General features: G+C 65.8%; 19 protein-coding genes. 7 read left to right on the top strand and 12 right to left on the bottom strand.

Translation table 11 applies throughout. The features are described 5' to 3' along the window. Positions 1-110: 110 nt before the first annotated feature. From QW887_RS09020 to QW887_RS09010, 3 genes are all read right to left on the bottom strand, one after another. Positions 111-965 (bottom strand): ribonuclease HII, encoded by an 855-nt coding sequence (locus QW887_RS09020; protein WP_315826968.1) that lies wholly within the window; start codon positions 963-965, stop codon positions 111-113. A 75-nt stretch (positions 966-1,040) separates the two neighbouring features. Next, on the bottom strand, positions 1,041-1,490 hold the full coding sequence (locus tag QW887_RS09015; protein WP_316167472.1) for a VOC family protein: 450 nt from the start codon (positions 1,488-1,490) through the stop codon (positions 1,041-1,043). 19 nt (positions 1,491-1,509) lie between these two features. Then, entirely contained in the window at positions 1,510-2,688 is a 1,179-nt protein-coding gene (locus tag QW887_RS09010) for a PA0069 family radical SAM protein (protein WP_315717250.1), read from the bottom strand. A gap of 190 nt (positions 2,689-2,878) precedes the next feature. On the opposite strand from QW887_RS09010, the gene QW887_RS09005 reads away from it, so the two are divergent. The 4 genes from QW887_RS09005 (at position 2,879) to QW887_RS08990 (ending at position 7,581) form a co-directional block, all read left to right on the top strand. Then, the gene (locus tag QW887_RS09005) at positions 2,879-5,296 is read left to right on the top strand and encodes a phosphoketolase family protein (protein ID WP_316194386.1); all 2,418 of its coding nucleotides are present in this window, start codon (positions 2,879-2,881) and stop codon (positions 5,294-5,296) included. 176 nt (positions 5,297-5,472) lie between these two features. Continuing rightward, the gene (locus QW887_RS09000) at positions 5,473-6,045 is read left to right on the top strand and encodes a glycosyl transferase (protein WP_316167468.1); all 573 of its coding nucleotides are present in this window, start codon (positions 5,473-5,475) and stop codon (positions 6,043-6,045) included. A 64-nt stretch (positions 6,046-6,109) separates the two neighbouring features. Continuing rightward, entirely contained in the window at positions 6,110-7,039 is a 930-nt protein-coding gene (locus QW887_RS08995; protein ID WP_315717253.1) for a helix-turn-helix domain-containing GNAT family N-acetyltransferase, read from the top strand. Positions 7,040-7,158: 119 nt separating this feature from the next. Then, complete coding sequence (locus QW887_RS08990; RefSeq protein ID WP_315826972.1) at positions 7,159-7,581, top strand: hypothetical protein; 423 nt, start codon at positions 7,159-7,161, stop codon at positions 7,579-7,581. Positions 7,582-7,621: 40 nt separating this feature from the next. On the opposite strand, the gene moaB is transcribed toward QW887_RS08990, so the two are convergent. Further along, entirely contained in the window at positions 7,622-8,185 is a 564-nt protein-coding gene (moaB, locus tag QW887_RS08985) for a molybdenum cofactor biosynthesis protein B (protein WP_315739947.1), read from the bottom strand. Positions 8,186-8,194: 9 nt separating this feature from the next. Further along, positions 8,195-9,115, bottom strand: coding sequence for a neutral zinc metallopeptidase (locus QW887_RS08980; protein WP_315717256.1), 921 nt, complete (start codon positions 9,113-9,115; stop codon positions 8,195-8,197). 384 nt (positions 9,116-9,499) lie between these two features. Here QW887_RS08980 and QW887_RS08975 point away from each other — a divergent pair, with 384 nt between their 5' ends. Then, positions 9,500-10,633, top strand: coding sequence for a site-specific DNA-methyltransferase (locus QW887_RS08975; RefSeq protein WP_315717257.1), 1,134 nt, complete (start codon positions 9,500-9,502; stop codon positions 10,631-10,633). A 3-nt stretch (positions 10,634-10,636) separates the two neighbouring features. On the opposite strand, the gene QW887_RS08970 is transcribed toward QW887_RS08975, so the two are convergent. The 6 genes from QW887_RS08970 to QW887_RS08945 all read right to left on the bottom strand — a co-directional run bounded on the left by QW887_RS08970 (position 10,637) and on the right by QW887_RS08945 (position 17,766). Further along, positions 10,637-11,665 (bottom strand): hypothetical protein, encoded by a 1,029-nt coding sequence (locus QW887_RS08970; protein ID WP_315717258.1) that lies wholly within the window; start codon positions 11,663-11,665, stop codon positions 10,637-10,639. A 295-nt stretch (positions 11,666-11,960) separates the two neighbouring features. Continuing rightward, positions 11,961-14,492: an HWE histidine kinase domain-containing protein gene (locus QW887_RS08965; RefSeq protein WP_316194385.1), complete on the bottom strand. Its 2,532-nt coding sequence runs from the start codon at positions 14,490-14,492 to the stop codon at positions 11,961-11,963. Then, positions 14,489-15,082 (bottom strand): biliverdin-producing heme oxygenase, encoded by a 594-nt coding sequence (locus QW887_RS08960; protein ID WP_316194384.1) that lies wholly within the window; start codon positions 15,080-15,082, stop codon positions 14,489-14,491. Before QW887_RS08960 ends, QW887_RS08965 begins: the two co-directional genes overlap by 4 nt. Positions 15,083-15,243: 161 nt before the next feature. Continuing rightward, positions 15,244-15,864: a glutathione S-transferase family protein gene (locus tag QW887_RS08955; RefSeq protein WP_315750418.1), complete on the bottom strand. Its 621-nt coding sequence runs from the start codon at positions 15,862-15,864 to the stop codon at positions 15,244-15,246. 1,016 nt (positions 15,865-16,880) lie between these two features. Next, entirely contained in the window at positions 16,881-17,306 is a 426-nt protein-coding gene (locus tag QW887_RS08950) for a nuclear transport factor 2 family protein (RefSeq protein WP_315750417.1), read from the bottom strand. Between the two features lie 34 nt (positions 17,307-17,340). Continuing rightward, entirely contained in the window at positions 17,341-17,766 is a 426-nt protein-coding gene (locus QW887_RS08945) for a nuclear transport factor 2 family protein (RefSeq protein ID WP_315750416.1), read from the bottom strand. Positions 17,767-17,862: 96 nt separating this feature from the next. Here QW887_RS08945 and QW887_RS08940 point away from each other — a divergent pair, with 96 nt between their 5' ends. Together QW887_RS08940 and QW887_RS08935 are read left to right on the top strand one after the other, a co-directional pair. Continuing rightward, the gene (locus QW887_RS08940) at positions 17,863-18,792 is read left to right on the top strand and encodes a LysR family transcriptional regulator (protein WP_316194383.1); all 930 of its coding nucleotides are present in this window, start codon (positions 17,863-17,865) and stop codon (positions 18,790-18,792) included. Between the two features lie 427 nt (positions 18,793-19,219). Next, complete coding sequence (locus QW887_RS08935) at positions 19,220-19,489, top strand: DUF2798 domain-containing protein (RefSeq protein ID WP_316194501.1); 270 nt, start codon at positions 19,220-19,222, stop codon at positions 19,487-19,489. A 377-nt stretch (positions 19,490-19,866) separates the two neighbouring features. On the opposite strand, the gene QW887_RS08930 is transcribed toward QW887_RS08935, so the two are convergent. After that, the gene (locus QW887_RS08930; protein WP_315750414.1) at positions 19,867-20,289 is read right to left on the bottom strand and encodes a PaaI family thioesterase; all 423 of its coding nucleotides are present in this window, start codon (positions 20,287-20,289) and stop codon (positions 19,867-19,869) included. Between the last annotated feature and the right edge of the window lie 19 nt (positions 20,290-20,308).

The following is a 20,308-nucleotide window of genomic DNA, read 5'->3' as shown; positions in this document are numbered from 1 at the left end:
ATACCGTACGATCGGGGCGCACAACACCGCCCCTGCTGCGAGGAGTGACACTTCGTGCTGGCTGGCTGACCAAAACTATTAAGACCGCGGCGACCGCGAGGCAACCTGCATCAGACCCCGACCGAGATTTCGGTGGATGTCACCACGGTCACCTCGGCAAACAAATCCGGCTCCGGGACGTCGGTCCACGGCTGGTGCTTGCGCCGTGCGGCCACGACGGGTGCGAACAGGCTGCGATGATGCACCGACGGTCCGAGCCGGTCCAGCGCAGCGAGGTGCTCCGGCACGGCATACCCCTTGTGCTGCTCGAAGCCGTAGCCGGGGCAATCCTGCGCCAGCGCGCACATCAGCCGGTCGCGCGTGACCTTGGCGACGATCGAGGCGGCCGCAATCGACATCACCAGGCCATCGCCGCCGATCACCGCCTCGCAGCCGCAATCGACGTCGATGCGGTCGCGGCCGTCGACGAAGACGTGCTTCGGCGCCTCGGGCAACGCCCTCACGGCGCGCGACAGCGCCCACAGCGAGGCCCGCAGGATGTTGTCGCGATCGATTCGCGCCGGCGAGGCGACAGCCACCGCGAACGCCGACGTCTTGCAGATCTTGTCGAACAGCGCCTCGCGCTGCTCCGCGCTCAGCCGCTTGGAGTCATCGAGGCCTTTCGGGATGCGCGCGGGATCGAGAATCACGGCCGCGGCGACCACCGGACCGGCCAGCGGCCCCCGTCCCGCCTCGTCGCAACCGGCGACCGGCCAGATGCCCTGCTTGAGCAGCGCTCGCTCCCGCCGGAAGCTCGGCGGCGCCACCGCGATGACGCCCTTGCCGAGCTTGGCGGCCGACCTGCCGGCAGCATTCGTGGCAACAGGCTTGGTTGCGGCCTTTGCAGGTGCGCTCTTCGCCACGGCGCCGCTCGTCGCCTTCGCCCTGCCCGGCTTTTTCGATTGGTCGCGAATCATGGCGGGCATGGTGCGAAACGGCCCGCGGCGGCGCAACCCCGAACGGACCTCATTCCCCGCTATTCGCCCCTTGCCCGCGACCGACTACGCCGGCAGATGCACTCGATCATCCTTGCCGACATCAATCCCCGGCGCGATCACCACTTCCCAGACATGACCGTCCGGATCGGAGAAGTAGCCGCTGTAACCGCCATAGTCGGTTCGTTGCGCCGGCTTCAGCAGCATCGCGCCTTTCTCCACCGCCGACGCGAGCGCCGCATCGACCTCGGCCTCCGAGCGGCAGTTCCATGCCAGCGTCACGCCGCGGAATGCCTGGGGGCGCGGTGCGTCCGGCACGCCCGCATCATCGGCGAGCGCGCCCCACGGGTACAGCGCCAGCACCGTCCCGCCGGTCTCGAAGAATGCCACGGCCTCTCCGGTCGCGCGGAATTTTCGGGCGAAGCCGAGCGACGTATAGAAGGCGATGCTCCGCCGCATCTCGGATACACCGAGTGTGATGACGGTGAACCGCGGAACGCTCGCTTGTGCGCTCATCAACTGCTCTCCGCACGCTTCAGAACAGGCTGAGTTGCTGCCCGCCGCCCTTCGGCCGGACGAAATGATCGGTCGTCAACTTGGTCCGGCGCTTGTTCAGGCCGAGCTTTTCGCAGGCGATCTCGAAGCGGCGGCCGATCATCCAGGCCATCGGGCCCGTCCCCTTCATTCGCGTGCCCCATTGCGAGTCGTAATCGCGGCCGCCGCGCATGTCGCGGATCAGGGTGAAGACGTGGCGGTAGCGGTCGGGATAATGCTCGAGCAGCCATTCGCGGAACAGGTCGCGCACCTCCAGCGGAAGGCGCAGCAGCACATAGGCCGCCTCCTTGACGCCGGCATGGGCGGCGGCATCGAGGATGCGCTCGATCTCGCTGTCGTTCAGCGCCGGGATCACCGGCGCCACCATCACCGTGGTCGGAATGCCGGCCCTGGACAGCGCCTGCAGCGCCTCCAGCCGTTTCGACGGCGTCGAGGCCCGCGGCTCCATGGTGCGCGCCAGCTTCGGATCCAGCGTGGTCACGGAGATCGCGACCTTCGCCAGGTTCCTCTTGGCCATCCGCGCCAGGATGTCGGCATCACGCATCACCAGCGCCGACTTGGTCACGATCCCGACGGGATGGCCAACCTTTTCCAGCACCTCGAGGATGCCGCGCATGATCTTCCGCTCGCGCTCGATCGGCTGATAGGGATCGGTGTTGGTTCCGATCGCGATCATCCGCGGCTCGTAGCCGCTGGCCGCGAGCTCCTTTTCCAGGAGCGCGGGCGCATCCGGCTTCACGAACAGCTTGGATTCAAAATCAAGACCAGGCGACAGCCCGAGAAACGCATGGGTCGGCCGCGCGAAGCAGTAGACACAGCCGTGCTCGCAGCCGCGATACGGGTTGATCGAGCGATCGAAACCGATGTCCGGCGAGTCGTTGCGGGTGATGACCTTGCGCGAGGTATCGGTCGCGACCGTGGTCTTGAACGGCGGCAAGTCCTCGAGACTCTGCCAGCCATCGTCGAAGACGACGCGAGCCTCCGCTTCGTAGCGGCCGCTCGCATTGGATTGTGCACCCCGGCCGCGGCGCCGGCCCCGTTCGATGGCGACCGCGAGTTCGGGGAAGTCGTTTTCCGGGCCAGATGAAGGCGCGCCCACCGGCTCGGAGGGCACCGGGACCGGCGGGCGCTTGAGGGCATGTGAAGATGCTCGGCTCATGGCCAAGACATAGCACACAAAAAGAACAATACAAGAACAAAAGAGAACAACGTCTCGGAACGGTTCTGGAGCCACGGAAGGCCAACCATCACATTCCCGTTCTATCCTTCGCAGCGCACTGGAACGGAATGGTGCGGCGTTACTCTAATGCACTTCCCGCAGGCGCGAAGCGGACGGCAAGCGAGGTTCCATGAACATCACGTCTTCCCACCAGACCAACACGGCCGACGATCTCGACCTGCTCGATCGCTATTGGCGCGCGGCGAACTATCTCTCGGTCGGGCAGATCTATCTGCTGGACAACCCGCTGCTGCGCGAGCCGCTGAAAGCGGAGCACGTCAAGCCGCGCCTGCTCGGCCACTGGGGGACGACGCCCGGACTGAATTTCATCTACGCCCATCTCAATCGCGCCATCCAGGCGCAGGATCTCGACGTCATCTACGTGTGCGGTCCCGGCCATGGCGGCCCCGGCATGGTCGCCAACACCTATCTCGAAGGCAGCTACAGCGAGATCTATCCGGACATCACGCGCGATGCCGATGGCCTGCGCAAGCTGTTCCGGCAGTTCTCCTTCCCCGGCGGCATTCCGAGCCATGCCGCGCCCGAGACGCCGGGCTCGATCCATGAAGGCGGCGAGCTCGGCTACGCCCTGGTCCACGCCTATGGTGCGGCGTTCGACAACCCCGATCTGATCGTGGCCTGCGTGGTCGGCGACGGCGAAGCCGAGACCGGGCCCCTCGCCGCATCCTGGCATTCGAACAAGTTCCTGAACCCGGCCCATGACGGCGCGGTGCTGCCGATTTTGCATCTCAACGGCTACAAGATCGCCAATCCGACCGTGCTCGGCCGCATGGGCGATGCCGAGATCAAATGCCTGTTCGAAGGTTACGGCTACGAGCCGCTGTTCGTCGAAGGCGCGGAGCCGAAGGCGATGCATCGCCAGATGGCGGACGCGCTCGATGTCGCGCTCGCGAGCATCCGCTCGATCCAGCAGAATGCGCGTCAGCCGGATGCAACGATCCAACGGCCGCGCTGGCCGATGATCGTGCTGCGCAGCCCGAAGGGCTGGACCGGGCCGAAGGAGGTCGACGGCCTCAAGGTCGAAGGCTTCTGGCGCGCCCATCAGGTGCCGATCACCAATCCGCGCGGCAAGCCCGAGCATCTCGCGCTGCTCGAAGCGTGGATGAAAAGCTACGAGCCGGAAACGCTGTTCGACGCCCACGGCCGGCTCGTGCCGGAGCTGCAGGCACTGGCGCCGAAGGGCACGCGGCGCATGGGCGCCAACCTGCATGCCAATGGCGGTCTGCTCAAGCGCGAGCTCAGGCTCCCAGACTACCAGCATTTTGCGGTCGAGGTGTCCTCTCCGGGCCAGACCATGGCTGAAGCCACGCGCGAGCTCGGCAAGTTCCTGCGCGACGTGATCACGCTGAATGCAGAGACACGCAACTTCCGCATCATGGGCCCGGACGAGACCGCCTCGAACCGGCTCGATGCCGTATTCGAGGTCACCGAGCGGGTGTGGATGGAAGGCATCGAGCCCTACGATGTCCACCTCGCCCATGACGGCCGCGTGATGGAGGTACTGAGCGAGCATCTCTGCCAGGGCTGGCTGGAGGGCTATCTGCTCACCGGCCGCCACGGCCTGTTCTCCTGCTACGAGGCGTTCATCCACATCGTCGATTCGATGTTCAACCAGCACGCCAAATGGCTGAAGGTGTCACGCGAGCTGCCGTGGCGGCGCCCGATCGCGTCGCTGAACTATCTCCTGACCTCGCATGTCTGGCGGCAGGACCATAACGGCTTCAGCCATCAGGACCCCGGCTTCGTCGACCTCGTCGCCAACAAGAAGGCGGACATCGTCCGCATCTACTTCCCGCCGGACGCCAACACGCTGTTGTGGATCGCGGACCACTGCCTGCGCACCTACGACCGCATCAACGTCATCGTTGCCGGCAAGCAGCCGGCGCCGCAATGGCTGTCGATGCAGGAGGCGGCGACGCATTGCGACGCCGGCATCGGCATCTGGTCTTGGGCCGGCACCGAGCCCGCCGACGAGGAGCCCGACGTGGTGATGGCCTGCGCCGGAGATGTCCCGACCCTGGAGACGCTCGCAGCCGTCGACCTGCTGCGCAAGGAATTGCCCGACCTGAAGATACGCGTGGTCAACGTCGTCGACCTCATGACCCTGCAGCCGAAGCAGGACCATCCGCACGGCCTCAGCGACCGCGACTTCGACAGCCTGTTCACCACCAACAAGCCGGTGATCTTCGCCTATCACGGCTATCCGTATCTGATCCATCGCCTCACCTACAGCCGCACCAACCATGCCGGATTGCATGTGCGCGGCTTCATCGAGGAAGGCACCACGACGACGCCGTTCGACATGGTCGTGCTCAACGAGCTCGACCGTTTCCACCTCGCCATCGAGGCGATCGAGCGCGTGCCCGGCCTCAGCGTGTCGGCGGCCCATGTGAAGCAGAAATTCCGCGATGCGCTGATCGAGCATGCCCGCTACATCCGCGCGCATGGCGAGGACATGCCGGCGATCCGCGACTGGGTGTGGCCGAACAGCGCCGGCGGCACCACGCCGACACAGGCAGGCGACTGAGCCAGTCAAGCGCGAGCTTCAGCAACACGGCACCTTGAAATAGCACCGTTCGGGCGCAGCCCCGAACGGCGCGGCCAGGTGCGTGCTGCAAAATTCCGCAGCGCAGCGGGCTGATTTAGCTATGACAAGATGATAACAGTCATGCCGGAGGCGCGACAGATAGCGATGCCAGTTTCATGCTGAGCGTGATCATTCCGACCGAAGGTGTCGAGCAGACCGCCGTGGCCACCCTGTCCGCGCTGGTGCCGGGCGCCGCGGCCGGTGTCGTCACCGAGGTGCTGCTGGTCGATCGCTCGCCCGATTCCAGCGTGATCGAGCGGGTCGCGGACGTCGCCGGCTGCCACTTCATGAAGTTCGAGGGCTCCCAGGCCGCGGCCCTGGCTGCAGGGGCCGCCAGCGCGCGTGCGCCCTGGCTGATGTTTCTGCCCGCCGGCGCGATGCTCGATCCCGGCTGGATCGATGAAACCATGCAGTTCGTCCAGAGCGTCGCCACCGCCGGCCGGCCGCGCGCTGGCGTCTTCCGCTATGCCCGGTCTCCCTATGCCGCAATCAGCCTGCGCGACCGGCTGCGCGCGGTTGCGCGGGTCCTGGTCGGGCCGCTCGGCGACCAGGGTCTCCTGATCGCCAGGGATCACTACCGGCAGCTCGGCGGATACAAGCCCGACCACAAGCGCGCCGAAACGCGGCTGCTGCGTCAGCTCGGCCGTTCCTCGCGGACGATGCTGCGCAGCCGGATCGTGATGGTGTAGCGGCACGACAATACTTGCCAAAGTCAATCAATTGGTTGACAATGGCAAATATTGGAGGTGCCGCATGAATTCCGCCCCAGCCGACGGCCAGGTCGCCGCCATCCGCGCGTTCAACCGTTTCTACACGAGGAAGCTCGGCGCGCTGGACCAGCATCTGCTCGACAGTCCGTTTTCTCTGGCCGAGGCGCGTGTGCTCTATGAACTCGCACAGTACGACGCCATCTCGGCCAAGGAGATCGGTCTCTCGCTCGGCCTCGATGCCGGCTATCTCAGCCGCATCGTCCAGAGCTTCGACGAGCAGGGGCTGATCACCCGCACGCCTTTGCCAACCGATCGCAGGCAGCAGCAGCTCGGCCTGACCGCAAGAGGCCGGCAGGCCTATGCCAAGCTCGACCGCAGCTCGCAGAAGGAGATCGCGGCCATGCTGGCGCCGCTGGCGCCATCCGTGCGCGACCGGCTGGTCGGTGCAATGACGACGATCGAGACCGCCCTGGAGCCGCAGCAGCCGGGCCGCTCCCCAGTGCTGCTGCGCAGCCATCGCCCGGGCGACATCGGCTGGGTGGTTTCACGGCACGGCGCCGTCTACGCCGAGGAATATGGTTGGGACGTCTCGTTCGAGGCGTTGGTCGCCGAGATCGGCGCACAGTTCATCAGGAGCTACGACCCGGCGCGCGAGCACTGCTGGATCGCCGAGCTTGCGGGCGAGCCGGTCGGCTCGATCTTCCTGGTCAAGGGCAGCGACGAGGTCGCCAAGCTGCGGCTGCTGCTGGTCGAGAAGAAGGCCCGCGGTCTCGGCGTCGGCCGGGCCCTGACCGAACAATGCATCCGCTTCGCGCGCGAGAAGAACTACAGGACGATCGAGCTGTGGACGCAAAGCATTCTCACCGCCGCGCGCGACATCTATGCCCGCGCCGGGTTTCGCAAGATCGCCGAGGAGCCGCACGCCATGTTCGGCGTCCCGCTGACCGGCGAGACATGGCGGCTCGAGTTGTAGCCGGGCGGCTCGTGCAGCAACCGCCGGTAGGCCGAGATCACCGCCACAACAGGCTGCGCATGCCGATTGCGAAGTTCCCGCGCGCCGGTACTATCCCGCCAAACAGGGCGGGAGCAGTGATGGAATCGATGGTGCGATCGAAGCTTGCGGCGCTTGTCGCGCTCGCGGGCCTGTTTGGGGTCGAGGCTGGGACGGCGGCTCGCGCCGCGCCCAAAGGGCGCGCAACGGTCGCGATTACACGCACGACGGACTTCCTCTATCTGGCGGCACCAGCGGCGATCGAGATCAATGGCGCCAAGGTGGCGAGCCTTGGCCGCGGCGAGAGCTACAGCGGCTCGATTGCGCCCGGCGCCACCACGATCACCGTGTCGACATGGTCCTCGCCGGGCTCGTCGAACATTCGTTTCACCGCCGTGCCTGGCAAGGCCTACCGGATGGTCGTGGGACCGCGCGGCCAGAATTTCGCGGCCAGCATGATGGGCGGCCTCATTGGCGCGGCGATCGAAGGCGGCGGCGCTTTCGAGATCGTACCAACGAAGTGAGACGCGCGATCGACGCACGGTGCCGCATCGCGCCGTGGCCCTATGCCGTCGCGCCCTGCGCCTTGGGCCGGCGCAGATGCTCGTCGAGCCGCGGCATGATCTCGACGAAGTTGCAGGGTCGCGTGCGGTAGTCGAGCTGGGCGGCGAGGATGCCGTCCCAGCCGTCACGGCAGGCCCCCGGTGATCCCGGCAGGCAGAAGATGTATGTCGCACCGGCGACGCCGGCGGTGGCCCGGCTCTGGATCGTCGACGTCCCGATCTTGGCGTGGCTCAGCATGTGGAAGGCGATCGAGAAGCCGTCCATGCGCTTCTCGAACAGCGGCTCGATCGCTTCCGGCGTGACGTCACGGCCGGTGAAGCCGGTGCCGCCGGTGGTGATGACGACGTCGACGCCGGGATCGGCGATCCACGACTTCACCACCGCGCGAATCTTCTCGACGTCGTCGGTGACGATCTCGCGCGCCGCGAGCCTATGGCCGGCAGCGGTCAGGCGGTCACTCAGGGTGGTACCGGACTTGTCGTCGGCAAGCGAACGCGTGTCGGACACCGTCAGCACGGCGATGTTGAGGGGAATGAAGCTCTTGCTCTCGTCGATCGCCATCATCGCGTCTCCCTACAGCGAACTGGCGCTGAACGTATTGCAGGCCTGCACCGTGCCCTGCTGGTAGCCGATCATGAACCAGCGTTTGCGCTGCGCGGCGGAGCCATGGGTGAACGAATCCGGCACCACGCGTCCGGTCGCCTTCCGCTGCAAGGTGTCGTCGCCGATCGCCGAGGCCGTCGTCAGCGCGGCGTCGATGTCGCCCTCCTCGAGGAAGCCCGGACGCTTCTTGGCCTCGCGATTGACCCAGACCCCGGACAGGCAGTCGGCCTGCAGTTCGACCTTGACCTGCAGCGCGTTGGCTTCGGCCTTGTTGTCCGACTGCTGCTGCATCCGCGTCACGCGCGGCAGGATGCCGAGCAGGTTCTGGATGTGGTGCCCGGCCTCGTGCGCAATGATGTAGGCCGCGGTGAACTTGCAGGCGCTGCCCGAGCAGCCCCGGAAGCGCGTCTCGACCTCGCGGAAGAAGTTGGTGTCGAGGAAGATCTGCCGGTCCGGCGGACAGTAGAACGGCCCCATCGCCGACTGCGCCATGCCGCAGCGGCCGCCATTGGTGCTGTTGCGAAACAGCACGATCTTGGGCCCGGTGTAATTCTGGCCGCTGGCCTGGAAGATCTCGCTCCAGCGGTCGTCGATCTCGCCGAGCACGCCGGCGATCATGTCGCCCATCTCGTCCTTCGGCGCGCCGGTCTTGCCGGGCGAGCGCCGATCGGCCTGCTGGGTCGGTGCGCCGCCGTGGCTGAGCATCTCAGCGCCGCCGATCAGGATGCGCGGATCGATGCCGAAGGCGTAGCCGATCAGGCCGAGAACGATGATGGTGCCGATGCCCAGCCCGCCGCCGCCGATCGGCAGACCCATACCACCGCCCATCCCGCCGCCTTCGTCGCGACGGTCATCGATGTCGTCGCTGCGACGGAAATCATCGTAACGCATGGGCGGCCTTTCCTCACGATTCTTGCGCGGCTCTGCGCGAAATGCCTAACGCGGCAAACAGGTAAAATTTCCACTGTGTTAATCAATAACCCGGCCGGCAAATTTTGCCTAGCGCCGCCGAAAAAACTGGCCCGCGCCGAACCTCGATCGGCTGCGCTCGCGCTCGACCGGCGCGAAAAACCCATCGCAATCGGCGTCTTGCGCAGAGACCATCGTGTATCGACGAACGGAATTCGTCGCCGGTGCGCGTGATGAATGCGTGCGCATCGATGCGAATAATTTTCCGGGTTAAGTCCATTTTTACTTTGCCGGGTCAATGTGTGGGCAGTCGGTTGTTAGGTCCCGCGTCGCCGACAGCGTCGCCTGAGTCAGAGTTCTTGAGTCATGGTAGAGTCGCGTCGCGGGGCGTCTGCAAGGGCGCCCCGCACTAAATTTCAGACCCTCGAAGAGCAACGAATCATCGTCGGCGACTGCGTCGCCGAGATGTCGAAACTGCCAGGCGCATCGGTCGACCTGGTGTTTGCAGATCCTCCCTACAATCTGCAGCTCAAGGGTGAGCTCAAGCGTCCCGACGAATCGCAGGTCGATGCGGTCGACGACGATTGGGACAAGTTCTCCTCGTTCTCCGCCTATGACGACTTCACGCGCGCCTGGCTGCTCGCCGCGCGCCGCCTGATGAAGCCGAGCGCGACGATCTGGGTGATCGGCTCCTATCACAACATCTTCCGCGTCGGCGCGATCATGCAGGATCTCGGCTTCTGGATCCTCAACGACATCGTCTGGCGCAAGTCCAACCCGATGCCGAACTTCCGCGGCCGCCGCTTCACCAACGCGCACGAGACCATGATCTGGGCCGCGCGGGACGAGAAGGCGAAGGGCTACACGTTCAACTACGAAGTGCTGAAGGCCGCCAACGAGGACGTCCAGGCGCGCTCGGACTGGCTGATTCCGCTGTGCACGGGCGAGGAACGGCTGAAGGACGGCGACGGCAAGAAGATCCATCCGACGCAGAAGCCGGAAGGCCTGCTGGCGCGGGTGCTGCTGTCATCCTCGAAACCCGGCGATCTGGTGATCGATCCGTTCAACGGCACCGGCACGACCGGAGCCGTGGCAAAACGCCTCGGCCGCCGCTACATCGGCTTCGAGCGCGACAAGGTCTATGCGAAGGCGGCAGAGCGGCGCATCGCCGCGGTCGAGCCGCTGCCGGAGGCAACGCTCGCACCGTTCATGACGGCGCGCGAAGCGCCGCGCGTCGCCTTCTCGGAGCTGATCGAACGCGGCATGATCGCGCCCGGCACCAAGCTCGTCGACTCCAAGCGCCGCCACGGCGCGCTGGTGCGCGCCGATGGGGCCATCATGCTGGGTGACAAGGTCGGCTCGATCCACCGCATCGGCGCGGTGGCGCAAGGCTTGCCGGCCTGTAACGGCTGGACCTTCTGGCATGTCGAGACCAAGGGCGGGCTCAGGCTGATCGACGAATTGCGCGCCGAGATCCGCTCCGAGATGTCCGCCGCCTGACGCTCAGGAATTCCGGCGTTCCTGTCCGGAATAGCGCGCCAGCAGGTCTTCGACCTCGTACTGCTCATCGTAGCGAGCGTCGTCGCGCGGCACGACCGAGACCTGCGCTGTCGACTGCGACGATTTACCCCGGCGTCCCGCCAGCGCCGGATAGTAGCTGTCCACCGGCGGCAGGTGCATGCGATCGAGCTCGGGCTCCGCCGGCCAACGCGTGACGCGCCGGGCGGCCACCGGCTCGATGCGAAGCTGCCGCCTGCTCCGGGCGCGCGCAAACAGCACGCTGATCGAGAAGCCCGCGATCGCGACTGCGCCCAGGAAAGCAAACATCCGCGTCTTGGACGCATCATCCCCGGACATGCCGATCGTCACGGCCGGCGACGCATCCGCAGCGGCCAGCGCCGGCGTCGCGGGAGCAGCCGCTTCCGCGGCGTTGGTGTCGCTGGCGGCCGCGAGCGTGTAGGAGGACGCGCGGGGCGCGGCGGGCTGCGCCGCTGCCTGCAGCGTGCCGGACTGGTCGGGCCAACGCGTCGCAACAGCAGATTCGTTCACTGCCGCGCCGACCGGGTCGGGCGCAGCCGCCGCCGGCGCTGACGCCACGGGCGCCGGCGCGACGACCGGTGCAGACGCAGCCGGAAATGCAGCAGCCGACGGAAAGGCAGACGTCGCCGCCACGGTCGGTGTCGAGGACACGACCTTCACCTCATCGGCGGCGTCCTTGGACGACGATTGGATCTCGGCACGTGCATTTGCCGCGGTCGACGAAAGCTGAGCCCGTTCCTTCTGCGAGGCGAGCTTGCGCGTGACCAGCGACGCGCCCTTCGCTTCGCGATCGTCGTCGCGCAGATACCAGCACTGCTTCTTGGTCGCGCGATCGATGCGATAGAACCAGTGCTTCCCCGCCGGCGTCCCCGCAGGCTTTGCAAGGCATTCGTCTGCAGCCGATGCCGGTGTAAACTCGATTGTCGTCGCAGCCGCTCCCGCCAGCACGGCGACAGCAACGCACGGCAACAAACTCGTCGTTCGATTCGTCATCAGACCTCCGACGATTCAACGCGCCCCCGCTGCGCCGTTTCGGCGATGACTTCGTTCGGAATAAGGCTGCGGAGGTTCCATTTGTCGAAACAATGTTAGAACAGCGGTGTCCTTTGGATGCGTTCTAATATTTTCGGGCTGTTTTGTCGCAGCAACAGTGGGAATAGTCGATGATCTGTCTCCCGTCGTGCGTTGTCGCGCTCATGTGCAACACGCGGATGTGAGAAAACCCAAGACTGCAATCATGAATGCCAATCACCGCGACGCGCAAAGCCGACCTTGATGCGCGTGCGACTCATTTGATCTTCGTCAATGCCTTCTCGACGACTTCGCGCGTGTACGGCTTCTGAATCACCGGCATGTCGGACAGCTCCGCCGGAATCGGCGCACGCTCGCCATAGCCGGTCGCGAACATGAAGGGCACACCGAGTTCCTTCAGCCGGTGCCCGACAGGCAGGCTGCTTTCCGCGCCGAGGTTGATGTCGAGCAGTGCAAAGCTCGGCACCGCGCGCTCGATCGACTTCAGCGCCTGACTGACCGACGCCGCGGTGTCGATGTGCCGCGCTCCCAGCTCGAGCAGAATCACTTCGGCGCCCATCGCGATGATCAGATTGTCCTCGACGATCAGCACCGTACCGGACAGGCGCGGCGTGTCCTCTTCCTTGCGCTGGTGCCTGGAGGGTGCCCCCGTCATCGCCGGCACCATCTGGACGAAATTGGCAGGGATCACGAAGCGCGCCTGCACGCCGAGCAGGTCGAAGCGGATCTCGGCGTCGCCCTTGAGGTCGAACGGCACCGAACGCTCGATGATGGTGGTGCCGAAGCCGCGCCGCGACGGCGGCTGCACCGGCGGCCCGCCGCTCTCCTTCCAGTCGATGACCAGGCTCGCCCCGGGATCGAGCCGCCAGATCACTTGCACCTGTCCGGTGGAGTCGGCGAGCGCGCCGTATTTCGCTGAGTTGGTCATCATCTCGTGCACGACGAGCGCGAGCGTTGCGAACGCCTTGGGGTCGAGCGCGACCTCAGGACCTTCCATGCGCACCCGTCCGGCCCTTGAGCCGAGATAGGCGCCAGCCTCCGATTCGAGCAGATGGCGGAGCGCGACCGGGGCCCAATTCAGGTTGGTGATCTGGTCGTGCGCCCGCGCCAACGCCTGGATGCGGCCGCCGAGCACGGACGCGAACTCCTCCACCGAGGTCGCCGTGTCCTTGCTCTGCGCGACGAGGCCGCGCACGAGACTGAGGATGTTGCGGACGCGATGATTGAGCTCGGCGATCATCAGCTCCTGCCGCTCCTGCGCGCCGCGGCGCTCGCGCGCGGCGAGCTCGGAGAGTTGCAGGATCACTTCGAGCAGCGTGACGCGCAGGCTCTCGGCGATGCGCAAATCCGCCGCCGTCCACGGCTTCGACTGGCCGGCCACCGTCTGCTGCCACAGCTCGAAGCTCTTGCGCGGCGTCAGGCGGGAACCGTTCGGGCCCTCGGCATAGCTCTTGTTCGGATCGCCCGCCCAGTTGACCGCGCGCAGCACCTCGCGGCGGAAGAAGATCAGGCAGTCGCGCGGCGTGCGCGAGATCGGAATGGCGAGGAAGCCGGCGGCGCGATCGCGGAACGCCTCGCCCGCCGCGTAGACCTTGGCAATCTCGGCGCTGGCGCAGATGCGGCCGGGGGAGGTCCGGTTGATGAAGCCGATGAGGTCCTGCACCTCCTCTTCGGTCGGCGTCTCGCCGTCGAGCGTGATCTCGTCATCGGACCACACGGCGATGCCGTCGCACTCGATCATCTGGCGATAGTCGGCGACGAACTCCAGGATCGCGCGCTTGCTGTGGGCCTGCGCGGCCGCGCGCTCGATCAGCCGCTCCTGGATATGATGCGCGCGCGTCTCGTAGGCGATGTCGGTCTCGCGCTCGCGCGCCTCGAGCAGCCAGGAGTACATCTGACCGAACAGCTCGGCCGCAGTGCGCTTCTCGAACGACAGGTGATGCGGCGCATAATGATGGCAGGCGAACAGGCCCCACAGCTTGCCTTCGCGCAGAATCGAGACCGACATCGACGCGGCGACGCCCATGTTGCGGAGATACTCGATGTGAATGGGGGAGACCGCGCGCAGCACGCTCATCGACAGGTCGAGCAGTCCGGCATTGTGCGTCGGCGTCGACAGCAGCGGCGCCGGCGCGGCGTTGATGTCGGCGATGATCCGCAGCCAGTTGCGCTGATAGAGTTGCCGCGCCTGCTTGGGAATGTCCGAGGCCGGATAATGCAGCCCGAGGAACGGCTCCAGGCCGGAGCCCGCGACCTCGGCGATCACCTCACCCGAGCCGTCGGGATGAAACCGATACACCATCACCCGGTCGAAGCCGGTCAGCAGCTTGAGCTGGCGCGCCGCCTCCTGCGCCAGGTCCATCATCCCCGCCGTCTTGCGGATGCGGCCGAGCATCAACCGCACCAGTTCGCCGGAATTGACGCCGGGCTCGATCAGACTGGGCTCGGCCTCGACGACGAGATACGCACCGGAAAAGTGGATGGCGAGATCGAAAAGCTTGCCACGGCCCTGCAGATCGACGCCGAACACGCGCTCGACCGCATCGGGGCCGCTGAGATAGTCGACCCTGGCGCGGATCGCGGCCGCGGCCGCCTCCGAGAGCACGGCGTCGAGCGGCCGCTGCAGCAGCCAGCCGATATCGCCGCCGAGAAAATCCGGCGCGTTCTCCGAGGCCATGCATATGGTGAAGTCCGACACCAGCGCCAGCAGGAAGCCAAACGGCTGAACCGTCCCGGGAACATGGATCGGCTCGCGATCGCAATTGGTGAGGTTGACCGGCTCGTTCATGCTGCTGCCATCGCCTTCGCAAACATCGCGAACGCTTCGCGTGCACTCACGATCATCCTGACTTCCTCGTCGGCCGTCGTCCGCGCTTGCGCGAGTTGCGACAGGAAGCTGCGCCACAAGCCCTGCCGCGCGCCATGGCCGAGATAGCGCGTCGCGCGTCTCACCCGCGGATCGGCGGAGGCCGCGACCATGCGCAGCAGATACGCTGCGCCGAGCCGAGATCCCTCGAGTACGTAGAGCGTGCCGAATACGCCCGCACGGTCGAGCGAGGGTGCGGGAAGGTCCATCGGAACCGGCACGGCACCGAAATCCGCGAGATCGCAGGCGATCGCCTGCGATCGTCGGCGCTGCGGCCAGTCCTCGATCAGATCATCCACCCCGGCCTGATCGAGCGCCGCCTCCAACGGCAGCAGCGCGGCTGCGCTGGCCTGCAGGAACCGGCGGTAATGAGCCGTCGTGGTGAGATCGAAATGAACGAGCCCCTCGTCCAGCGCGCGGTGCGCCGAGGCCGTTGCCGCCTTCAGTCTCTCGCGGATGTCCTCGGTGCCGGTCGCGCGCAAACGGTCATCTGAAACGGCAGCCGGCAACATCAAGGGGTCCCAGAAAAGGAGATCGGTCGCAGGCGCGCCACGGCCTCCTGCAACGTCGATGGCCGGAGCTGGGTTCCGGCTTCGCGCGGCTATTTTTTCCCCTCTCCCGATGCGCCATGCTGGCGGGCGCTGTTCCGACGCCATGGCCTCGAGGATGGCCGTCAGCCCGCCAGCTCGGCCAGCGCCTTCTTGACGGCCGGCCGCCCGGACATGCGGCCAAAATGGTCGGCGACCTTCGGGAAGGCGTTGATGTCGACGCCGTCGCCTTCGAGCCATTGCGCGATCGTGAACAGATAGGGATCGCAGATCGTGTACTGCTCGCCCATCACCCAGGGGCCGCGCAGCATCTTCTGCTCGATCAGCGCGAAGCAGGCGCCCATCGTCTCCGGCACCTTCTTCTTCATGTCGGCGAAGGAGGACTCTTCGGTGGCCCAGCGATAGCCCCGCATCTTGTGCGCGTGGGCGATGTGGACCGTCGAGCAGAGATAGCTGTTGAAGGACTGCACCTCGGCAAAGGCGAAGACGTCGTCGAGCGGCGCAAGCCGCGCTTCCGGAAAGCGCTGCGCGATATAGGCGAGCATCGCCGGCGTCTCGGTCAGGACGCCCTGCTCCGTCACCAGCGCCGGCACGCGCCCCTTGGGATTGATCGCGAGATAGTCCGGGCTGTTCTGCTGGTTGGTCTTGAAGCTGAGCTTCTCGGCGACGTAGTCGGCGCCGGTCTCGGCCAGCGCGATGTGTGAAGCGAGCGCGCAGGTGCCCGGCGCGACATAGAGCTTGAGCATGGTGATCCCTGACAGATGATATCCGACCCTATCTGCACCGGTCCGGACCGTCCACCCCTGGCCGCCCGCGTGCGCCGTCATGGGCGATCTGCATTCTGCGGGCCGCGTGCTCGACCCGCGCGGATCCGGACACGACCCATGCCGATCGATGGCGATGCGACGACAGACATCCCGATGAAGGACATGAGCTCACCCTCTCGCGGCGCGCCGCGCCCGAGGTGTTGCCGAGAAGGACCCTCGCAAATGAGGAGGGCGCAGGGAATGCCGGGCGCTGGCCGCAACCCATGGCCCGCCTGCAGAAAGATAAGCAGGCGGCAGTCACCACAGGTCCAGCCGGTCATCCGGCATTCCCTGCGCGATGGGCTTTACGTCTTATACGTGATCTCCCTGGTGCGCCGGGCTTTCTGGCCACCATCCCCACGCGAAGCGAAGCTTCGTCGCGAGTTGACATCAGCATCGGGATGCCAGGACCACACGATTTCGACGTCCGCGAAAGGCCTCGCACCCGCGCCACGCCGGCAAGCCGCCGCAGCTCTGCACGAGGCCGGTCGACGTCGCTCGTCCTGACGACGCCGTCGCAGCCACCGCATCCCGCCCCGCGTGTCGTGACGACGCGTACGCCCCTCCTGCCGGGACGGAACGGCGTGGATAAGACACCTGATTTGGGGGTGGAGTCAAGCAATATTCTGAAAAACGGAAGCTGCGATTCGGAACGAAACCGGACGACAGATCGGGATGACGACCACGGTCGGCGCATTCTGCACGCCGAATGCGATCAGCACCGACCTGCACGACGCATCCGTCTCGTCGGTACTGCTCGCTACGGCAAGTTTTATGCACTGAAGATCATCTAGCCAGCCTTCGCAAGCGAGAAGGCCGTGGAGCTAAAGTGAATTCGTAATCATCGAATCACTTTCGACCACGAGGAGGCGAGGATGATGTATAGCGGGATTGATCTGCATTCCAACAACAGCGTTGTCGCGATCATCGACGATGCCGATAGTCGCGTAATCGTCTCATGCCGTCGGCGCCGGCGGACCGAGCGCGGTCTCGATCAGCAGCGTGTCGCAATATTCGATCCATTCTACGATGCGGCCGTTCTCCAGGCGAAGGACGTTGCAATAGCTGTTGTTGTAAACCTTGCCGTCGCTCGTCGTATTGCGGCCACGCGCCTCGACCACGACGCGGTCAGCCTCGGCCGTCAGCCGGATCGGGATGGTGGTGATGCGGCCGAGCCGCGCCCGCAGCGGCGCGAACAACTCGGCGAGAACGACCGCCTTGCCGTCATAGCTGCGCGACCAGGATCCGCTGCCCATGATGACGAAGCGGAAATCATCCGCAAGATGCGCGAGCAGCGGCTGCGCATTGCTCTTCGCCAGCTCGTCGAACACATGCTGCACGATCCGCTTGTTGTCATGACCCGTGGCTTCTACGGCGCTCATCGGCAAACTCTCCTTGAATTCGGTCATTGTCGCATCAACCGGTCTGCTTGAGCGCAGCCGGAAACGGTCCCAGCACCGCTTCCGTCAGCGCCGAGTCGCAATATTCGCGGATCTCGACGATGCGCCCCTCGTGCAGCCGAAAGATCAGGCAGTAGTCGTTGTTGTAAGGGCGCCCGGATCTAGTGCGCATCTCGCCCTTGCCCTCGATCACGACGAGGTCGTCCTCCGCCATGAAACGCAGCGGAACGGTGCGGCGTCCCTCCGCCAGCAGGCTGTTGAGATGGCCATGGAGATTGCGCAGCAGCGCGTCCTTGCCCCTGATCGTCTGCGACCACGAATATTGTCCCGTGATCACCATCGTAACGTCGTCGGCAATGGCCGCGACATAGGCCGCGCGGTCGCCGGCGGCGGCCTTGGTGAGCAGCTCTTGCATCAATCGCTTGTTGGCGCTGGCGGTCATGACATCTGTCTCCCGATCTCCTCTGCGACAGGGCGAAGCATGACGGGTGGCGGCGCATTCTTCCAATCGATATCGGATATGATATTAATTCGTCCTATGAATTTGGCCGCACTCGATCTCAATCTGCTGGTGGCGCTCGACGCGCTGCTCCGCGAGAGCAGCGTCAGCCGGGCTGCGCTGCGGATCGGACTGTCCCAGCCGGCCACCAGCCACGCGCTGCAGCGGCTGCGCGACTTGCTCGGCGATCCCCTCCTGGTCCGCACCGGCGCGCGGATGGAGCTGACCCCGCGCGCCCTTGCGCTGCAGGCCCCGCTCGCCCAGGCGCTGGATCAGGTGCGCGGCCTGTTCACGCCCGACGCGTTCGACGCTGCACGGAGCGAACGCCAATTTCGCCTGATGATGCCTGATCTCGCGGTCGAGCTGCTGATGCCGTCGTTGATGGCCAAGGTGACGCGCGCCGCGCCCAACCTCCGCATCGACGTCGTGCCTTGGCGAGGCCCTGCGATCTTCCACGCCGAGTTCGCCCGCACCATCGACATGGTGATCTCGATCGGCAACGCCTTCAAGGGCTTCCATCGCCAGTTGCTCTACACCGACAGCGATGCGCTGGCGGTGCGGCGCGGTCATCCGGCCGGCAGGCGACTGAACCGGCGAGACGCCTTCCTGGCCGCCCGGCATGTCGCGGTGGTGCTGCGCGGCCAGAGCGAGGACCTGATCGACGGCTGGCTGCGCAGCAAGGGCTGGGAGCGGCGGATCGCGCTGGTCGTGCCGAGCTACATCGAGGCGCTGCATGTCGCCGCGCGCACCGATCTCGTCGCCTTCGTGCCGCGCCGCCTGATCGCGGCGCTGGCGCAGGCCTTGTCGCTGTCGACCGTCGCGCCGCCGCTCGATCCTGGCATCGACGAACAATACATGTTCTATCCGACCAGGGCGCAGGTCGAGCCGGGGTCGATCTGGCTGCGCACGCTGATGCTGGAAACGGGTCGCGAACTCGGCGCGCCAGGACGTCCGACGAAACCGACTTGAGCATCCGGCGCCCGCGCGTCGTGCTCTGTCAGGCCGCCAACAGCAAAATGCGTTGATGCAGTTGAGGTCGCTCAGGGTGGGCAAAGCAGCCGCCCGGCAGGGCGGCGGCGTGCCCACCGCCGTGCTGCGTACTCCGAGTCAGATGGTGGGCACGGCGCGGGATCGAGCGCAGTCCGTGGTGAGTACGGTGATGGGCGCCTTTGCCCACCCTCCCCTCCAAACCGGCTAGCGCAGCAGCGGCATGAATTCCGGCTCGTTCAGTTTTTTGGCTGGCGTCCGCCTTGTTGTCAGGCTATCAGACGCCTGCTGCGCTGATGCGCACCGTAAGCGTCTCACGTCAGGCAACGCATTCAACGGATCGGCTCGATCCGGAGGAATGCAGGACGCGTTGCCCGTGATCGACCGATCGAATTCCGGAACTGCAATCATGAAACCATCTGGTGAACGGCGCGCGCGCAGAAAACTGCCGGCGCGCTATGCGGCCGTCGTCATGCCACTGACACTCTCGGTGCTGATGACGTTCGTCGTCTCCGCGATCGCCACGCTGAAGAGTCTTGGACCGACACAGGCGTTCATCGCGACCTGGCCCGCAGCATGGGCCATTTCCTGGCTCGTCGCGTTCCCCACGTTGCTCGCTGTCCTGCCGCTGGTGCGGCGGATGGTGGCGCTGGTGGTGGAGACGCCCAAGCCGAATTAACGAGCCGAATTGATCGGAGCAAGCGGGGCCGCCGAACTGCGGCCCCGTTTTACGCCCCGCCCCCGCGCAAGGGATGAACTGATCGCAAGCCTCGGGCATGATGTGCCGCGCGAACGCGGACGCGTCCCGGTCTCTGTTGCTCATTCAAGCCGCTGGTTGAGCAGTGAGTCCGCCTCGTCCACCGCTGTCGTCCCGGACAAGCCGCCGCCGTCGTGATGGGCAAAATGCCAATGACCCCTGTGCATCAAACCACTGCCTGTGGGTATGGGTCCCGGCTCAAGGCCGGGACGACGGCTGAGCGCGTGGATACAGTTCTCGTAGAAGGAACACATAGCGGAACGTCCCGCCCGCCCCGTGGTTTAAGCTTGAGGGTCGCATTATTTGGCGAGCGCCTTAGCCGCCTCCACCAGCCGCGCACTTGCGCTCGCGGTTGCGATCAGGGCGCCGTCGCCGTTGGTAAGACGTCCCTCGATGAAGGCGATGGTCTTGCCGAGTTGAAGCACGCGCGCCTCGCCCACGATCGGCCCGGGCTGCGCCGGCGCAAGATAGTTGACGGTCATGCTCACCGTCGTCGTGTAGAGCCGACCTTCGGTTCTGATAAAGACGGCGGGCCCCATCGTGTCGTCCAACATCGATGCAAGCAGGCCGCCCTGGATGAAGCCGGCGGGATTGCAGAACTCCTGCTTGCCGTCGAAGCCAATCTTAATCCAGCCGTCGGCCGGGTTGGCGTCCAGCAACCGCCATCCGAGCAGTTTTGCGCAGGGTGGCGGGGTCAGCGTATCGAGTGCGGTTGCGACCATGGGCGTCTCCTCTATGCGC

Source organism: Bradyrhizobium sp. SZCCHNRI3052 (genome assembly GCF_032484895.1).
GTDB lineage: Bacteria > Pseudomonadota > Alphaproteobacteria > Rhizobiales > Xanthobacteraceae > Bradyrhizobium.
The sequence above is the reverse complement of the archived record's forward strand: the minus strand, read 5'-3'. Positions and strand labels throughout refer to the sequence as shown.

Coding starts and splice junctions, on each gene's coding strand:
- QW887_RS09020 (WP_315826968.1), bottom strand. CDS start 965: ATGCCCGCCATGATTCGCGACCAATCGAAAAAGCCGGGCAGGGCGAAG.
- QW887_RS09015 (WP_316167472.1), bottom strand. CDS start 1,490: ATGAGCGCACAAGCGAGCGTTCCGCGGTTCACCGTCATCACACTCGGT.
- QW887_RS09010 (WP_315717250.1), bottom strand. CDS start 2,688: ATGAGCCGAGCATCTTCACATGCCCTCAAGCGCCCGCCGGTCCCGGTG.
- QW887_RS09005 (WP_316194386.1), top strand. CDS start 2,879: ATGAACATCACGTCTTCCCACCAGACCAACACGGCCGACGATCTCGAC.
- QW887_RS09000 (WP_316167468.1), top strand. CDS start 5,473: ATGCTGAGCGTGATCATTCCGACCGAAGGTGTCGAGCAGACCGCCGTG.
- QW887_RS08995 (WP_315717253.1), top strand. CDS start 6,110: ATGAATTCCGCCCCAGCCGACGGCCAGGTCGCCGCCATCCGCGCGTTC.
- QW887_RS08990 (WP_315826972.1), top strand. CDS start 7,159: ATGGAATCGATGGTGCGATCGAAGCTTGCGGCGCTTGTCGCGCTCGCG.
- moaB (WP_315739947.1), bottom strand. CDS start 8,185: ATGATGGCGATCGACGAGAGCAAGAGCTTCATTCCCCTCAACATCGCC.
- QW887_RS08980 (WP_315717256.1), bottom strand. CDS start 9,115: ATGCGTTACGATGATTTCCGTCGCAGCGACGACATCGATGACCGTCGC.
- QW887_RS08975 (WP_315717257.1), top strand. CDS start 9,500: ATGGTAGAGTCGCGTCGCGGGGCGTCTGCAAGGGCGCCCCGCACTAAA.
- QW887_RS08970 (WP_315717258.1), bottom strand. CDS start 11,665: ATGACGAATCGAACGACGAGTTTGTTGCCGTGCGTTGCTGTCGCCGTG.
- QW887_RS08965 (WP_316194385.1), bottom strand. CDS start 14,492: ATGAACGAGCCGGTCAACCTCACCAATTGCGATCGCGAGCCGATCCAT.
- QW887_RS08960 (WP_316194384.1), bottom strand. CDS start 15,082: ATGTTGCCGGCTGCCGTTTCAGATGACCGTTTGCGCGCGACCGGCACC.
- QW887_RS08955 (WP_315750418.1), bottom strand. CDS start 15,864: ATGCTCAAGCTCTATGTCGCGCCGGGCACCTGCGCGCTCGCTTCACAC.
- QW887_RS08950 (WP_315750417.1), bottom strand. CDS start 17,306: ATGAGCGCCGTAGAAGCCACGGGTCATGACAACAAGCGGATCGTGCAG.
- QW887_RS08945 (WP_315750416.1), bottom strand. CDS start 17,766: ATGACCGCCAGCGCCAACAAGCGATTGATGCAAGAGCTGCTCACCAAG.
- QW887_RS08940 (WP_316194383.1), top strand. CDS start 17,863: ATGAATTTGGCCGCACTCGATCTCAATCTGCTGGTGGCGCTCGACGCG.
- QW887_RS08935 (WP_316194501.1), top strand. CDS start 19,220: ATGAAACCATCTGGTGAACGGCGCGCGCGCAGAAAACTGCCGGCGCGC.
- QW887_RS08930 (WP_315750414.1), bottom strand. CDS start 20,289: ATGGTCGCAACCGCACTCGATACGCTGACCCCGCCACCCTGCGCAAAA.